Consider the following 14,239-nt stretch of genomic DNA (forward strand, 5'->3'; position numbering starts at 1 on the left):
TGTTCGTAATGCCGAGTGCGATGGGAGGATTTAAAGTTGAACGTAATTTTTATGGGGCCTCCTGGTGCAGGCAAAGGTACGCAAGCTGAAAAGATCGTAAGTGAATTTCAAATTCCTCATATCTCAACTGGAGATGCGTTTCGCTTGGCGATGAGCCAAGGAACACCACTTGGTGTTGAAGCCAAAGGTTATGTGGATAAGGGTCTTCTTGTTCCTGATGAAATCACGAACGGTATTGTAAGAGAGCGTCTTGCTCAACCGGACTGCGATAAAGGTTTCCTGCTTGACGGGTTCCCGAGAACTGTTGCTCAGGCAGATGCTTTGGCTGAAATTGTAGATTCCTTAGGCAAGAAGATTGAATTAGTAATCAATCTATCCGTTGATCGCAGCTTTTTGCTCGCACGACTAACCGGCCGAAGAATTTGTAAATCCTGTGGTGCTACGTATCATGTAATCTTCAACCCACCAAAGCAAGATGGCGTATGCGATAAGTGTTCAGGTGAGTTGTACCAACGATCTGATGATACGGAAGAGAAAGTCGGAACGCGTTTGGATGAGTATATCAACAAAACCGCTCCGCTGCTGGATTACTACCAAAAGAGGGAATTATTGCGTGAGGTTAACGGGGAACAAGACATTCATGCGGTAACCGAACAAATTAGTTCACTGCTACGAGGTCTAGCGTAATGATCATTTGTAAGTCCGAGGTTGAACTAGACCTTATGCGAGAAGCAGGTCGTATCGTAGCAGATACGCACCGCTTATTGGCAAGGGCAATTCGTCCGAACATTACAACGAAAGAACTTGATCAGATCGCAGAGGATTACATTCGCAGTCAGGGAGCAATTCCATCTTTCAAAGGCTATAACGGTTTTCCTGGAAGCATTTGTGCTTCAGTCAACGAAGAATTAGTTCATGGTATTCCTGGTCCAAGAAAGCTGGTTGAGGGCGATATTATCTCTATTGATATTGGCGCTCAGTATAAAGGTTATCATGGAGATTCTGCTTGGACGTATCCTGTCGGTGAGATATCTGAAACAGCCAAACGTTTGTTAGCCGTAACAGAAGAATCACTGTATCGAGGCATAGCAGAAGCTAAACCGGATGCTAGACTCTACACGTTGTCGCATGCAATCCAAACTTGTATTGAAGACGCAGGCTTCTCCGTGGTTATAGAGTATGTCGGTCACGGTATCGGAACGGATCTTCACGAAGAGCCACAAATTCCGAATTACGGTGTGCCTGACAAAGGTCCCCGTCTCAAACCAGGCATGGTCCTAGCCATTGAACCCATGGTGGTCGTTGGCGAAAGATTCGTCCAAACACTCGAAGACGATTGGACTGTTGTCACCGCGGATCGTACATTATGCGCTCATTTTGAACATACGGTTGCTATAACGGCTTCTGGTTACGAAATATTAACCTTGCCTAGATCGTAGGTGATGATGAATGGATAGGTTGATGCCGAAGGTGGGTCAAATCGTAAAGGTGCTTCGCGGTAGAGACCCCGGAGAATATGCGGTCGTGATTGGTATTGTCGATGATCGCTTTGTCTGGCTTGCAGACGGCGTACATCGGAAATTCGATCAGCCGAAGAAGAAGAACCTGAATCATCTTCAAATACAAGAAACGATTAGTAGTGAAGTGGAGTCAAGCATTAGGGAAACAGGTCGTGTTACTAATGGAAAGTTGCGCTTCGCAATTGCCAAATTCGTTGAACTCAAGCAAGTTGAAGCACAAGAGAAAGGAGAATGACTGTGGCCAAAGAAGATGTAATTGAAGTAGAAGGTACAGTGATTGAACCTCTTCCGAATGCAATGTTTAAGGTTGAATTGGAAAATGGTCATAAAATCCTAGCCCATGTATCTGGTAAAATCAGAATGCACTTTATCCGCATTTTACCTGGAGACAAGGTTACCGTAGAATTATCGCCTTATGATTTAACGAGAGGCCGTATAACCTACCGCTTTAAATAAATGATCGGCTTACATGTAAGTTACTCTCTCAAGGCGTATGCTTACGAAGCAAGTTTTCTAACAGAAAACGCAACATGGTTGCTTACGATGATAAGGAGGGCTTAGAAATGAAAGTTAGACCATCGGTTAAACCGATTTGCGAGAAATGCAAAGTTATTCGCCGTAAAGGTAACATTATGGTAATTTGCGAAAATCCAAAGCACAAACAAAAACAAGGTTAAAAGGAGGTGCAATCTGTAGATGGCACGTTTAGCTGGAGTTGACTTACCTCGTGACAAACGAGTAGTAATCGCGTTGACTTACATTTTCGGTATCGGCACTACAACTGCTCAGAAAATCATCGCTTCAACAGGTATTGACGGCAGCACTCGCGTTCGCGACCTGACGGAAGATGAAGTGAGCAAAATCCGTGATGTAATTGACAAAACCCTTAAAGTAGAAGGCGACCTTCGCCGTGAGATTTCCCTGAACATCAAACGTCTAATCGAAATCGGATCCTACCGTGGTCTTCGTCACCGCCGTGGTCTTCCTGTTCGTGGTCAACGTACTAAAACTAATGCTCGTACACGTAAAGGTCCTCGTCGTACAGTAGCTAATAAGAAGAAATAATAAAGGGGGTTAGAGCTAATGGCAAAACCTAAAAAAGTAGTCCGTACGAAACGTCGTGACCGTAAAAATATTGAGTCCGGAGTTGCACACATCCGTTCAACATTTAACAATACGATCGTAACGATCACGGATCCTCATGGCAACGCAATTTCCTGGGCATCTTCAGGAAACCTTGGATTTAAAGGTTCCCGTAAAAGTACACCTTTTGCGGCACAAATGGCAGCTGAAAAAGCAGCTAAAGCAGCTATGGAGCACGGCTTGAAAACTGTTGAAGTTATGGTTAAAGGTCCAGGCGCTGGCCGCGAAGCAGCAATCCGCTCTTTGCAAGCAGCAGGTCTTGAAGTAAACCTGATTAAAGACGTGACTCCGGTTCCTCACAATGGCTGCCGTCCTCCAAAACGTCGTCGCGTATAATTCAGGATTACTTTGTAGTATAATTATCTTAAAAACGTGAATAATGGTTTGAAGGATAGGCATACTATGAAATTTTGAAGCGAAGTATCCAGAGGGAAACGACGTATTGAATGGAGGGTACATTTCATGATCGAAATCGAAAAGCCAAAAATCGAAACTGTAGCATTAAGTGAAGACGGCGCTTATGGAAGATTTATCATAGAGCCTTTGGAGCGTGGCTATGGTACAACATTAGGTAACTCACTACGTCGTATCTTACTGTCCTCTTTACCCGGGGCTGCAGTAACCTCTGTCCAAATCGATGGCGTTTTGCATGAGTTTTCAACGATTCCTGGCGTGCTTGAGGATGTAACGGAAATTATCCTTAATCTTAAAGGACTTTCGTTGAAAATTCACTCCGATGAGGAGAAAGTGCTTGAAATTGATGCAGAAGGAGAAGGTAATATTACTGCGGCAGATATTCGCGGTGATAGCGATGTGGAGATTCTTAACCCGGATCTGCATATTGCAACCTTATCTCCGGATGCGCGTCTTCACATGAGGATTCATGCGGGCAGAGGACGCGGTTACGTCCAATCGGACAAAAATAAGCATGAAGAGCAACCAATTGGTGTGATTCCAATTGATTCGATCTACACGCCTATTACCCGAGTAAATTACAGTATCGAGAATACTCGCGTCGGCCAAGTGACGAACTATGATAAGTTGACCCTCGAAGTGTGGACCGATGGAAGTATTAGACCAGAAGAAGCAGTAAGCTTGGGCGCCAAAATCTTAACTGAACATCTGAACTTGTTCGTCGGTTTGACGGACGAAGCCAAAGATGCTGAGATTATGGTGGAGAAAGAAGAAGATAAGAAAGAGAAAGTTCTGGAGATGACTATCGAAGAGCTGGATCTATCTGTTCGTTCTTACAACTGCCTCAAGCGTGCAGGGATTAACACCGTACAAGAGCTAATTACCAAAACAGAAGAAGACATGATGAAAGTTCGGAACTTAGGTCGCAAATCGCTTGAAGAAGTTCAAGAAAAGCTCGAAGAGCTTGGTTTGGGTCTTCGTACCGAGGAATAGTCTTGTCAGAAGGAGGTTAATTCAATGAACTACAGGAAGTTGAACCGCGATTCCAGTAATCGTAAAGCATTGTTCCGTGATCTGGTTACAGATTTGTTCATACATGAACGCATTCAAACTACAGAAGCAAAAGCAAAAGAAATTCGTTCCATCGCTGAGAAGTTAATCACTCTTGCGAAACGCGGAGATCTTCATGCACGCCGTCAGGTTGCTGCTTTTGTTCGTAGAGAGGCTGCAAACGAAAACCAAGATGCGATTCAAAAACTTTTCTCCGATTTGGCTACTCGTTACTCCGAGCGTCCAGGTGGATACACGCGTATCCTTAAACTGGGACCACGCCGCGGTGACGCAGCACCAATGGTATACCTAGAGCTAGTAGATCGCGCATAAGACGGATGGGAAAGGGTGGACGGAATCATAGATTCTGGTGAAGCCCTTTTTTTGCAGTCTTTTACCTGACCTATACGGTAGGAAGGGATGACTCATGGAGGAACAAGCCTTGAGAAATCTACGGTTTACCATAAGCTATGATGGCACAGCATACTCAGGCTTTCAGATTCAACCCAATGCGGATACGATCCAGCAGCGGTTAGAACAGGCTGTTTATCTGTTGACTGGTGAGCAAGTGAAAGTGGCCTCCTCGGGGCGCACTGACGCGGGTGTTCACGCCAAAGCGCAAGTTATTAATTTTACCACGAATTCCAAGATACCTGTGGAACGTTGGTGTTTAGCTCTAAACGCTAGACTACCCAAGGACATCGTCGCTCATACGGCGGAGGAGGTCCCCCCATCTTTTCACTCCCGCAAAGCCGCGAAACGCAAGACTTACTGTTACACGATTCGTTCGGTGCGCTTCCCTGATGTCTTTCACCGCAATTATGAATACCATCACCCTACGCATTTAAACGTGGAAGCCATGAGTGAGGCGCTCCCTTGTTTGCTAGGAGAGCATGATTTCACTTCGTTTTGCACGGTGAGAACGGATAAGGAAGTAAAGGTGAGAACCCTCTACGAGGCTCGTATGGTGCTTGAAACCGATGAGTTAACCGGTGGGGGTCAGGTTGAAAGGATTCGGATCATTGTGACGGGGAACGGCTTCCTTTATAACATGGTTAGGATCATTGTAGGCACGTTAATCCAGATTGGCGAAGGTAAGAGACCCAGCAGTGATATGCAGCGCATTCTTGAGGCCAGAAACCGGTCTGAAGCAGGGCCTACTGCCGAAGCGATGGGGTTAATGTTGTGGAAAGTAGAGTATTAAAAAACTTGAAACTTTTCTTGCTTCTTCACTAGGTTTCGTGTAAAATATAACTTGGCGTTTCGTGATCGGCTATCCCACAGCCCCTGATCCGCAGCTGCCACAACCATCCATCGATTATGTAAGTTAACTATAATAAATATGTATTTGAGATATATTTTTAGGAGGATTCAGCATGCGCACGACATATATGGCGAAGCCAAATGAAGTAGAGCGTAAATGGTACATTGTTGACGCTGCAGGCCAAACACTTGGCCGTCTTGCAAGTGAAGTTGCTAGCATTATCCGCGGTAAGCACAAACCGGAGTTTACTCCACACGTAGATACTGGTGATTTCGTAGTTGTTATCAATGCTTCCCAAATTAAGCTTACTGGTAAAAAAATGCAAAACAAAATGTACTACCGTCACTCTTTGTACCAAGGTGGTTTGAAAGTGACTTCCGCTCAGGACTTGCTTAACAGCAAACCTGACCGTATGATCGAATTCGCTGTACACGGTATGCTTCCCAAGAATCGTCTTGGCGACAGCTTGAAAACAAAGCTTAAAGTATACGGTGGAGCAGAACACCCACATCTAGCACAACAACCAGAAGTTTGGAATCTTCGCGGTTAATATAAGGAGGAACGTTTCGTGGCACAAGTTCAATATTATGGAACGGGTCGTCGTAAACATTCGGTAGCGCGTGTGCGCCTAGTACCGGGTGAAGGACGCATCATTATCAACAAACGTGATCTAGATGAGTATTTTGGTCTAGAAACTTTGAAACTTATCGTTAAACAACCTTTGGCTTTGACAGAAACTGTCGGTAAATACGACGTTTTGGTTCTTGCTAATGGTGGTGGAATCAGCGGACAAGCTGGAGCAATCCGTCACGGTATCTCCCGTGCTTTGTTGAAAGCTGATCCTGAATACCGTGGATCCTTGAAAAAAGCTGGATTCCTAACACGTGATTCCCGTATGAAAGAGCGTAAAAAATATGGATTGAAAGCGGCTCGTCGCGCTCCTCAATTCTCCAAACGTTAAGATCTTGCGCTTTGGCGCTCGAAAGAAACCTTCCTGGCAGCTTGCTGGGGAGGTTTTTTCTGTCTTTACGCAGGTTTTTATCTTTTTCGTTGAAAAGTATTCTCAATACGCGCCATTTTTACCGTTTTAAATATATATAAGTGTGTAAATAAGGTAAAGTTAATACCAAAATGATGATAAGTCATTGACAGGAAGAATAACTCAGCTATAATTAAGTGTAAATCATACAATATAACTCGGAATTAAAAATGGAGGTAACGTACCAATGAATCTTTTCGAAAAAGAAGCCTTTGTTACTAAAGCCGCTGAAGAATTTGAAAATCAGCCCGCTGAAGCTGTTTTGAGATTAGCTGTTGAAAAGTTCCCTAGTTTAACACTTGCATGTAGCTTTGGAGCGGAAGATGTTGTGCTTGTTGATATGCTTCAAAAGATCAATCCGAACGTAGATATTTTCTACTTGGATACGAATGTTCATTTTCCAGAAACCTATGAAACTCGGGATCGTCTTGAGCAGCATTACGGAACGAAATTCGTTCAAGTACTGCCGAAACTTACGCTTGAAGAACAAGCTGAGAAATTTGGCGACGAGCTTTGGAAAAGCGATGCAAACCAATGCTGCAACATTCGTAAGGTCGATCCGCTCACAGATATTCTAAAAAACTATGATGCTTGGATTACTGGAATCCGCCGCGATCAAGCTCCAACTCGTGCAAATGCTAAAAAAGTAGAATATGATGTGAAATTTGGTTTGATAAAATTCAATCCGTTAGCTAATTGGACGTCAGAAGATGTATGGAATTACATTCGTGAGAATAATGTAATTTATAACCCGCTGCATGATCGTAACTATCCCAGCATTGGCTGCACGCATTGCACACGTCAAGTAGCAGAAGGAGAAGATCCACGCGCAGGCCGTTGGGCAAATACGGAGAAAACGGAATGCGGTCTCCATAAATAAGAATGGCGGGATGATGGGGGGACTACGTCAATGACGAGGATCAAACCACATGGTGGCGAATTAATCAACCGCTTGGTACCGGCAGAGCATAGAGAAGAATTTCTCAAAGTCGCGGCTTCCTTGAAACAAATTCGTGTAAACTCATGGACCATTTCTGACCTTGATCTTATTGCAGTAGGTGCGTTCTCCCCTCTAATCGGTTTTCTTGATGAAGCAAATTACAATACGGTTGTAGAAACTATGCGTCTAACAGATGGGACGGTTTGGAGCATTCCTATTACATTGTCCATTCCTCCAGACGTAGCTGCTTCCATCTCCATTGGTGAGCAGGTTGCGCTTGTCGGCGAAGAAGATGGCGTACTTTACGCTATATTAGAAACGACTAGTATCTACAAAGTCGACCAAGTAAATGAAGCTGTTAAAGTTTTTAAAACCGATGATATGGCACATCCAGGAGTAGATAAGCTTTTTTCTCGATCCTCTACGAATATCGGTGGACCGATCCAGATGCTGAACCGTCCTAAGCCGAAGAAGTTTGAAGAGTTCTACTATGATCCATCGGAGACACGTCGTATTTTTGAGGAAAAGGGCTGGAGAACCGTTGTTGGTTTCCAAACACGTAATCCGGTCCATCGTGCACATGAATACATCCAGAAATCTGCGATGGAGATCGTCGACGCTTTATTTCTCAACCCGCTTGTTGGTGAAACAAAGTCCGATGACATTTCAGCTGATGTTCGGATGAAAAGCTACCTTGTTCTCCTTGAGAACTACTATCCAAAGAACCGCACGCATCTTGGCGTTTATCCGGCCGCTATGCGCTATGCAGGGCCCCGTGAGGCGATTCTGCACGCAATAGTGCGTAGAAACTATGGCTGCACTCATTTCATCGTAGGACGCGACCACGCGGGCGTAGGCGACTACTATGGTACGTATGAGGCGCAAGAGATTTTCAGCGGGTTTACGGCAGATGAATTGGGGATCACCCCTCTATTTTTTGAGCACAGCTTTTTCTGCTCCAAATGCGGTAACATGGCATCTAGTAAAACCTGCCCACATGATAAGTCATATCACATGCACCTCTCGGGTACTAAGGTACGCGGCCTTCTTAGAGATGGTCAATGTCCACCGCCGGAGTTTACTCGTCAAGAGGTTGCTCAAGTTTTAATTGAAGGGCTTCGCGATCCGGATTATCACGTGTAAGTAAGGTATATTTGTCCACCCTGTCCCATATAGATGATACAGAGTCTATGGGGAACAGAGGTGGATTTTTTATGCGTAAAAGGAAGAAGCGGTTGGTTGTCTGGCTGACTTTTCACAGTAGCCTCAAGCTGGCACTTTCGACTTTACTGGTAGCGCTCGTGGTCTTTATCTATGCCTATGAGCTTCCGGCGACGAAAACATGGTCAGACTGGACTTTGCCATTATCGGGTAAAACCATCGCTTTGGATGCCGGGCACGGTGGTCCGGACGGCGGGGCTTCAAGCAAAGAAGGTGTGATTGAGAAAGATATCAATTTAGCCATTACTTTGCAATTGCGCGACTACTTACAGCAAGCAGGGGCGCTCGTTGTAATGACCAGAGAAACAGATACAGATTTAGCAGATCCAAGTACCAAAGGGTACAGTAAAAGAAAAACAGAAGATCTCCACAATCGCGCGGATATGATTAATGAGAAAAATGCAGATATGTTCCTGAGCGTTCATTTGAACAGTATTCCTTCTCCCAAATGGAAAGGGGCACAAACGTTCTACTACACGAATAATCCTAATAACTCCAACCTTGCTACGTTAATTCAACTCGAACTAAAAAGAAATTTGGAAAATACGGATCGTATCGCCAAACCTGCAGATAAAACGGTCTATTTGTTAAAAACATTAAAAATTCCAAGTGCACTCGTAGAAGTAGGTTTCCTTTCTAATCCGGATGAAGCAAGACTACTTGCTGACGAGAAATATCAGAAAATGGTCGCGGCAGCCATTTATCAGGGTGTTCTTAGATTTTATGCCGGTGAGAAAGTGGGTTCTGAATCATAATGTGTTATAATAAAGGCCACTAATATAATTACGATCTCTTAATAAAGGTGAGTGGCTATGATAAATAAAGAGCAGCTATTAGAAGCTTTAAAACCTCTGCAAGAGCCTCGATATAACCAAAGTGTTGTCGAGTTGAATTTGGTTCGGGATATTTTAATAAAAGAAGAAAGTGTCTCACTAAGTTTGATTGTTGCAACGGAAGATGAAGCTTATAAAGAAACGGCGAAGAATTTTATTCGTGAAGCTATAGAACAACTAGGAGCCGTTCAGGTTCATATTCGATTTAGACTGATGACAGATTACGAGCGTAATCAGATTGAAGAGCTGTATAAACCAAACTCAAGTGCTTCTGATAAGCCTAATGACACTAAACCCGTACAACCTCCTATCGACCAGCCCATATTGGGTGAAGCGTCCAAGGTACAGTTTATTGCTGTGGCCAGTGGTAAAGGGGGCGTAGGTAAATCAACGGTAACGGTGAATCTAGCTGTTGCGTTAGCACGCCAAGGAAAAAAAGTAGGCATCATCGATGCGGATATTTACGGCTTTAGCATCCCGGATATGATGGGCATTGAAGAACAGCCTAAGCTTGTTGATAATGTTATTCTGCCAGTAGAGAAATTCGGCGTCAAAGTTATTTCCATGGGCTTTTTTGTTCAAGATAATGCACCCGTTATTTGGCGCGGGCCGATGCTTGGGAAGATGCTGCGGAACTTCTTTAACGAAGTGAACTGGGGGGATGTGGAGTATATCCTTCTCGATCTTCCTCCAGGCACAGGGGATGTTGCACTTGATGTACATCAGCTAATTCCACAAAGTAAAGAAATAATCGTGACTACGCCACATGCAACTGCGGCTTTCGTAGCGGCTAGAGCTGGCGCAATGGCGATTCAAACGAACCATGAAGTATTAGGAATTGTTGAGAATATGTCCTACTATGAGTGCAAAGATTGCGGCAGCAAGGATTACGTCTTTGGCAAAGGCGGCGGAGCTAGACTGGCTGATGATTTACATAGTGAACTATTAGCTCAGATTCCGCTAGGAGCTCCTGATAATCACATTTCAGAAATTGATTATTCACCGTCGGTATATAAACAAGACTCCAAAACAGGTCAAATCTATTTGGATGTGGCCGCGAATATCATCGCCAAATTAGAAAAGTAATAGAAAAGGGCTGACGGAGAACCTCTCCGTTAGCCCTTTCTCGTGTCCTATTGCGAATCGGATGAACCGGATTCTTTCTTCTTCTTATCGGTATCTTCAGAGTCGCTTTTTTCATCCTTTTGTTTATCGTCTCCACTACCTTTATCTTTACTATCCCCGCCACTTTCATCTTTCTTTTGAGCGGCTTTTGCCGTAGGCATTTGATCAGGCTTGCTCTGCTGAGCAATAGCAGATTTAAGTAGATCAACCATATGCGCGCGGAAAAGAGGGCTCTGAATCGACTCTTCCATCACAGTCATCATTTGCTGGCGGTAAGCTGCCGTTTTCATGACATCGAGCATCATTTTCTCGTAGTCAGGATTTTTCATCACATCAACAAGCGACTTTTGATATTCGGGATCTTTTAACAATTCTTTAAACATTTGTTTTGTCTCTTTTTGAATGGCTTTTGCGAAATCTCCTGCAAATTTTGGATCCTTCATCATATCTGTGAGAAACATGTTATTTTCTTTTGCTGTTAAAACATCTTTGACAGCCATTTGAAGTTGCAAAGATTCGTTGGCTGAGAGTAGTTTGATCTGAGATTGGCCAGCTACGCCTGTCGCGCCAACATCACCATTCATGATGCTGCGATTAGCCGCGCTGATTGCTTTTTTACCGTCTTCTGATTTTAGAATATCAAGAATCATGGTCTTTTGTTCTTTATACGTACCCGCTTGTGATTGACCCTGCGATGATTTTTCAGTCCCGCACGAAGAAAGAAGTAAAGCAATAGTAATGAGCGGCAGGACCATCATTGGGCTTAACCTTCTTATTATCATGAGAAAAAGCTCCCTTCCCTAGCTAAGTAATGTTAGTATGCGTGGTTAGGGATAGATTATAAGGGCAAATCATTGGCTTTTTATCTCAATCGTTGGTACAATTAACAATTAGAGTCTATGATGGAGGGAATGCACGTGACGCTTCGCAAATGGTTTCATTTATTTTGGACAACACTATTATTAGGAATGATTGTCTCTATAGGAATCGGGCTAATTTTACAATTTTCCGATAAAGAATTCTCTGTCATGGGGTTGTCGGCTGTAGGCTTCAATGTGGTAAATATGCTGCTTGGGGGAGCGACGATTAGCGTCCTAAGTCAAATGGGCTTTTTCGCTTATCTGATCGTCAGATTCATTGCCGCGGGGATTATTAAATCCAAGACGGTGTGGGATCTTTTACAACTAACGATTGTCATCGTCGTACTGATTGACCTTGTGTATCTCAGAATGACCAATTTTGAAGGAAATGATTCCGTATTAAGTTACTCTATACTGCCACTGATCATACTGATAATCTCTTTGGGAGTTGCTTACTGGAAAGTCAAAATGACGAATCGAAACGCCTTTATCCCGACCTTATTCTTTATGTGCGCCGTATCCGTGCTTGAAGCCGTTCCTGCGCTTAAATTAGACAATGCTGCTTCGAGCTTGTTTATGTTAGCTCCACTATTGGTTTGTAATGCATGGCAAATTCTGATTTTACATAAAATATTAGATAACAAAAAGAGCTAATTCAATTAGCTCTTTTTTTGTGGAAATTAATTGAGTTGTTTCATCGTTCTGTCTTCGACAGGGGTTGTTTGTACTTCAGTTTGTTTGATTAGTTCACTGACCGTGACGAATTCATAACCTTTGGATCTCAATTGATCAATAATAACGGGTAAGGCCTCATGGGTTTGTTGGGAGGAATCACTGGCATGCAGCAAAACAATGTCTCCTGGATGAGCCTTAGTAATAACGCGGTTTATAATCGTATCCACGCCTTTGTTGAGCCAGTCCTGCGAATCTGTATCCCATTGAATAACGGAATAACCTAGATCGTTAGCGATACGGAGTACGCGTTTGTCGAAATCCCCATTTGGCAATCGGATTAGATTGGGCTCTTTTCCGATTAATTCCGTCAATATACCATGAGCTGTCGTTATTTGTTTACGTATTTCTTCATCGCTAAGTGTGCTGTAATTATCATGCTTATTACCATGACTGCCGATTTCGAAGCCATCTTTCTTAATTTGTTCTACGATCTCAGGGTGGGTTTTACTCCAAGGCGAGGAGAGAAAGAAAGTTGCGTCCTTTACCCCTTTTTCCTTAAGAATGTTCAGAATGGGCTCAGCTCGTTTCTCTCCCCAGGAAATATCGAAGGTTAATGCAATTACCTTTTTCTCTGTCTGCACACTATAAATCGCCGAAGGCTCAGCATTAGAAAAAACAGACACATTGCTTTGCTCCGAATAGACAATAGCTGCTGCGAATACGATGGCAAGAGCAATAAATACATATTGCTTGAATTTCTTGGCATTTAGTACAAAAAAATAGTTCATTTACAGCCTGTACCTCCTTATGCCTTACGACGGGTAAGGCTTGTATACTCTTTGATAAATAATGTATGCTCGTACACAGTACTTATGCTTCCGAAATTGGAGGAAAGAGAAATGACTTTTAAACCTTTATTGCAGCATTTTAAAGAAATGAAGCACTATTTCATCGTCGTTGTTTTAGTGTTTGGCGTCAGTTTCTATTTAGGTTGGGCAAACTCAGATCAATTTTCACACTTTTTGAAAGATCAGCTAGAAGGGATTAAGTCGATAAGTCAATCGCTCAGTAAAAAAGACAATCCGCAAATATGGTTTTTCGTTATTATCTTCCTGAATAATGCCGTTAAATCTGTGGCCATTATTTTTCTTGGGCTTCCTTTGGGTGTGCTGCCGCTCTTCATGTTGGTTGCAAACGGCATGATATTAGGGTATGTTCTATCCCTGCAAACGCATGAGAGTACTCTAGCTATTGTGCTCAAAGGGATTCTTCCGCATGGCATCATCGAAATCCCAGTTATACTTCTTGCCTGTGCTTATGGACTTAAAATAGGCATGTTGGTCTGGAAAAGCGCAGCGCAAATATTTATTCCTGCTGCCAATAGAACGGCTATTCCAGAACTTAAGAAAGTACTAACCCTAACCAAACCTCTTAGTGTTGCAATCGTCGTTCTTTTGTTCCTGGCGGCAATCATTGAAAGTACGCTCACCTACTGGTTGGTTCATCTGTAAAAATTTTTCAGGATGTTTGTCATAAAAATGGCAAAATCTGAGCATAACAGTAAAGCAGTCGGGTGGCGGGCAAACGAGGGTTTTAGTTGGCCGCTTCTTTCGACTCTACTGTTAGTGCCATTAATCTCTACAGTCGAGAGGGGTTTGGGTGGATGTATGCTCGGATTTTTGTTCAATGATCGGGAATGCAGAGAGTTAGATTACGTATTGCGTAAAGAATTAGATGAAATGTTATTTGATTTGAACGACAAACGAATCGATCAAGAAATTAAAGGGGCCATAGAATCCAGATATAAAGTTATCTTCAGGATGTATGCTCGTTTAGCGACTCCCAAAGAAATTTCGAAATATGCAAGAAACCGCAACTACCAGGCCCAAAAAAAATAGGGGGTATGTTCTTGACTTACCCTCTCCTTATGTGTTACTTTATATCTCGCCCCTTGAAAAATAAGGACAAGCAAGCTAGTTTTAAATGACTCAAAAAGTTATTTTAAAAAAAGACTTGCAATGTTCCGGGCGAATGTGGTATATTTAAAAAGTCGCCGCTAAACAGCGGTGGTGATAAAGGAAAGAAATTGATCTTTGAAAACTGAACAACGAGTGAGTAAGCACAGTCGAGTAATCGACTATAAATGAGATTGTAA

The 14,239-nt window shown here is 43.1% G+C and carries 21 protein-coding genes; 19 read left to right on the forward strand and 2 right to left on the reverse strand.

Features of this window, described 5'->3' with window-relative positions:
* Positions 1-36: 36 nt before the first annotated feature.
* The 16 genes from AC3WTJ_RS37330 (at position 37) to AC3WTJ_RS37405 (ending at position 10,510) form a co-directional block, all read left to right on the forward strand.
* Positions 37-687: an adenylate kinase gene (locus AC3WTJ_RS37330; protein WP_127457530.1), complete on the forward strand. Its 651-nt coding sequence runs from the start codon at positions 37-39 to the stop codon at positions 685-687.
* Complete coding sequence (gene map, locus AC3WTJ_RS37335; RefSeq protein ID WP_157326745.1) at positions 687-1,439, forward strand: type I methionyl aminopeptidase; 753 nt, start codon at positions 687-689, stop codon at positions 1,437-1,439. The genes AC3WTJ_RS37330 and map overlap by 1 nt, the downstream gene beginning before the upstream one ends.
* Positions 1,440-1,449: 10 nt before the next feature.
* Positions 1,450-1,755 (forward strand): KOW domain-containing RNA-binding protein, encoded by a 306-nt coding sequence (locus AC3WTJ_RS37340; protein WP_157326744.1) that lies wholly within the window; start codon positions 1,450-1,452, stop codon positions 1,753-1,755.
* A 2-nt stretch (positions 1,756-1,757) separates the two neighbouring features.
* Complete coding sequence (gene infA / locus AC3WTJ_RS37345; RefSeq protein WP_009676800.1) at positions 1,758-1,976, forward strand: translation initiation factor IF-1; 219 nt, start codon at positions 1,758-1,760, stop codon at positions 1,974-1,976.
* Positions 1,977-2,083: 107 nt separating this feature from the next.
* Positions 2,084-2,197, forward strand: a complete 114-nt coding sequence (gene rpmJ, locus AC3WTJ_RS37350) for a 50S ribosomal protein L36 (RefSeq protein WP_029196444.1) — start codon at positions 2,084-2,086, stop codon at positions 2,195-2,197.
* A 19-nt stretch (positions 2,198-2,216) separates the two neighbouring features.
* Positions 2,217-2,585, forward strand: a complete 369-nt coding sequence (gene rpsM, locus AC3WTJ_RS37355) for a 30S ribosomal protein S13 (RefSeq protein WP_145669519.1) — start codon at positions 2,217-2,219, stop codon at positions 2,583-2,585.
* Between the two features lie 18 nt (positions 2,586-2,603).
* Positions 2,604-2,999 (forward strand): 30S ribosomal protein S11, encoded by a 396-nt coding sequence (gene rpsK, locus AC3WTJ_RS37360; protein WP_028557470.1) that lies wholly within the window; start codon positions 2,604-2,606, stop codon positions 2,997-2,999.
* A gap of 126 nt (positions 3,000-3,125) precedes the next feature.
* The gene (locus AC3WTJ_RS37365) at positions 3,126-4,070 is read left to right on the forward strand and encodes a DNA-directed RNA polymerase subunit alpha (protein WP_029196443.1); all 945 of its coding nucleotides are present in this window, start codon (positions 3,126-3,128) and stop codon (positions 4,068-4,070) included.
* Between the two features lie 24 nt (positions 4,071-4,094).
* The gene (gene rplQ, locus AC3WTJ_RS37370; RefSeq protein WP_057304263.1) at positions 4,095-4,460 is read left to right on the forward strand and encodes a 50S ribosomal protein L17; all 366 of its coding nucleotides are present in this window, start codon (positions 4,095-4,097) and stop codon (positions 4,458-4,460) included.
* 109 nt (positions 4,461-4,569) lie between these two features.
* A complete protein-coding gene (gene truA / locus AC3WTJ_RS37375) occupies positions 4,570-5,331 on the forward strand; it encodes a tRNA pseudouridine(38-40) synthase TruA (protein WP_492526788.1) in 762 nt (253 codons plus the stop codon).
* Positions 5,332-5,503: 172 nt separating this feature from the next.
* Positions 5,504-5,941, forward strand: coding sequence for a 50S ribosomal protein L13 (gene rplM, locus AC3WTJ_RS37380; RefSeq protein ID WP_127457525.1), 438 nt, complete (start codon positions 5,504-5,506; stop codon positions 5,939-5,941).
* 18 nt (positions 5,942-5,959) lie between these two features.
* On the forward strand, positions 5,960-6,352 hold the full coding sequence (gene rpsI / locus AC3WTJ_RS37385; protein WP_090826682.1) for a 30S ribosomal protein S9: 393 nt from the start codon (positions 5,960-5,962) through the stop codon (positions 6,350-6,352).
* Positions 6,353-6,617: 265 nt separating this feature from the next.
* Complete coding sequence (locus tag AC3WTJ_RS37390; protein WP_127457524.1) at positions 6,618-7,310, forward strand: phosphoadenylyl-sulfate reductase; 693 nt, start codon at positions 6,618-6,620, stop codon at positions 7,308-7,310.
* A 30-nt stretch (positions 7,311-7,340) separates the two neighbouring features.
* The gene (sat, locus tag AC3WTJ_RS37395) at positions 7,341-8,513 is read left to right on the forward strand and encodes a sulfate adenylyltransferase (RefSeq protein WP_492526791.1); all 1,173 of its coding nucleotides are present in this window, start codon (positions 7,341-7,343) and stop codon (positions 8,511-8,513) included.
* A gap of 71 nt (positions 8,514-8,584) precedes the next feature.
* Complete coding sequence (gene cwlD / locus AC3WTJ_RS37400; protein ID WP_492526793.1) at positions 8,585-9,346, forward strand: N-acetylmuramoyl-L-alanine amidase CwlD; 762 nt, start codon at positions 8,585-8,587, stop codon at positions 9,344-9,346.
* Positions 9,347-9,403: 57 nt separating this feature from the next.
* Entirely contained in the window at positions 9,404-10,510 is a 1,107-nt protein-coding gene (locus AC3WTJ_RS37405) for an Mrp/NBP35 family ATP-binding protein (protein ID WP_492526795.1), read from the forward strand.
* Positions 10,511-10,557: 47 nt separating this feature from the next.
* Here the strand turns inward: AC3WTJ_RS37405 and gerD are convergent, their stop codons facing one another.
* Positions 10,558-11,307 carry a spore germination lipoprotein GerD gene (gerD, locus tag AC3WTJ_RS37410; protein ID WP_492526797.1) on the reverse strand — a complete coding sequence of 250 codons (750 nt, stop codon included), beginning with the start codon at positions 11,305-11,307 and terminating at the stop codon, positions 10,558-10,560.
* A 159-nt stretch (positions 11,308-11,466) separates the two neighbouring features.
* On the opposite strand from gerD, the gene AC3WTJ_RS37415 reads away from it, so the two are divergent.
* Positions 11,467-12,063: a KinB-signaling pathway activation protein gene (locus AC3WTJ_RS37415; RefSeq protein WP_407869830.1), complete on the forward strand. Its 597-nt coding sequence runs from the start codon at positions 11,467-11,469 to the stop codon at positions 12,061-12,063.
* Between the two features lie 26 nt (positions 12,064-12,089).
* Here AC3WTJ_RS37415 and pdaB read toward each other — a convergent pair whose 3' ends face one another.
* Complete coding sequence (gene pdaB / locus AC3WTJ_RS37420; RefSeq protein ID WP_492526800.1) at positions 12,090-12,872, reverse strand: polysaccharide deacetylase family sporulation protein PdaB; 783 nt, start codon at positions 12,870-12,872, stop codon at positions 12,090-12,092.
* A gap of 111 nt (positions 12,873-12,983) precedes the next feature.
* Here pdaB and AC3WTJ_RS37425 point away from each other — a divergent pair, with 111 nt between their 5' ends.
* Both AC3WTJ_RS37425 and AC3WTJ_RS37430 read left to right on the forward strand, forming a co-directional pair.
* Positions 12,984-13,595, forward strand: a complete 612-nt coding sequence (locus AC3WTJ_RS37425; RefSeq protein ID WP_492526802.1) for a stage II sporulation protein M — start codon at positions 12,984-12,986, stop codon at positions 13,593-13,595.
* 156 nt (positions 13,596-13,751) lie between these two features.
* Entirely contained in the window at positions 13,752-13,982 is a 231-nt protein-coding gene (locus AC3WTJ_RS37430; protein WP_090826664.1) for a hypothetical protein, read from the forward strand.
* Positions 13,983-14,239 lie beyond the last annotated feature (257 nt).

The sequence above is a fragment of the Paenibacillus sp. FW101-FHT12H11 genome (assembly GCF_058790355.1).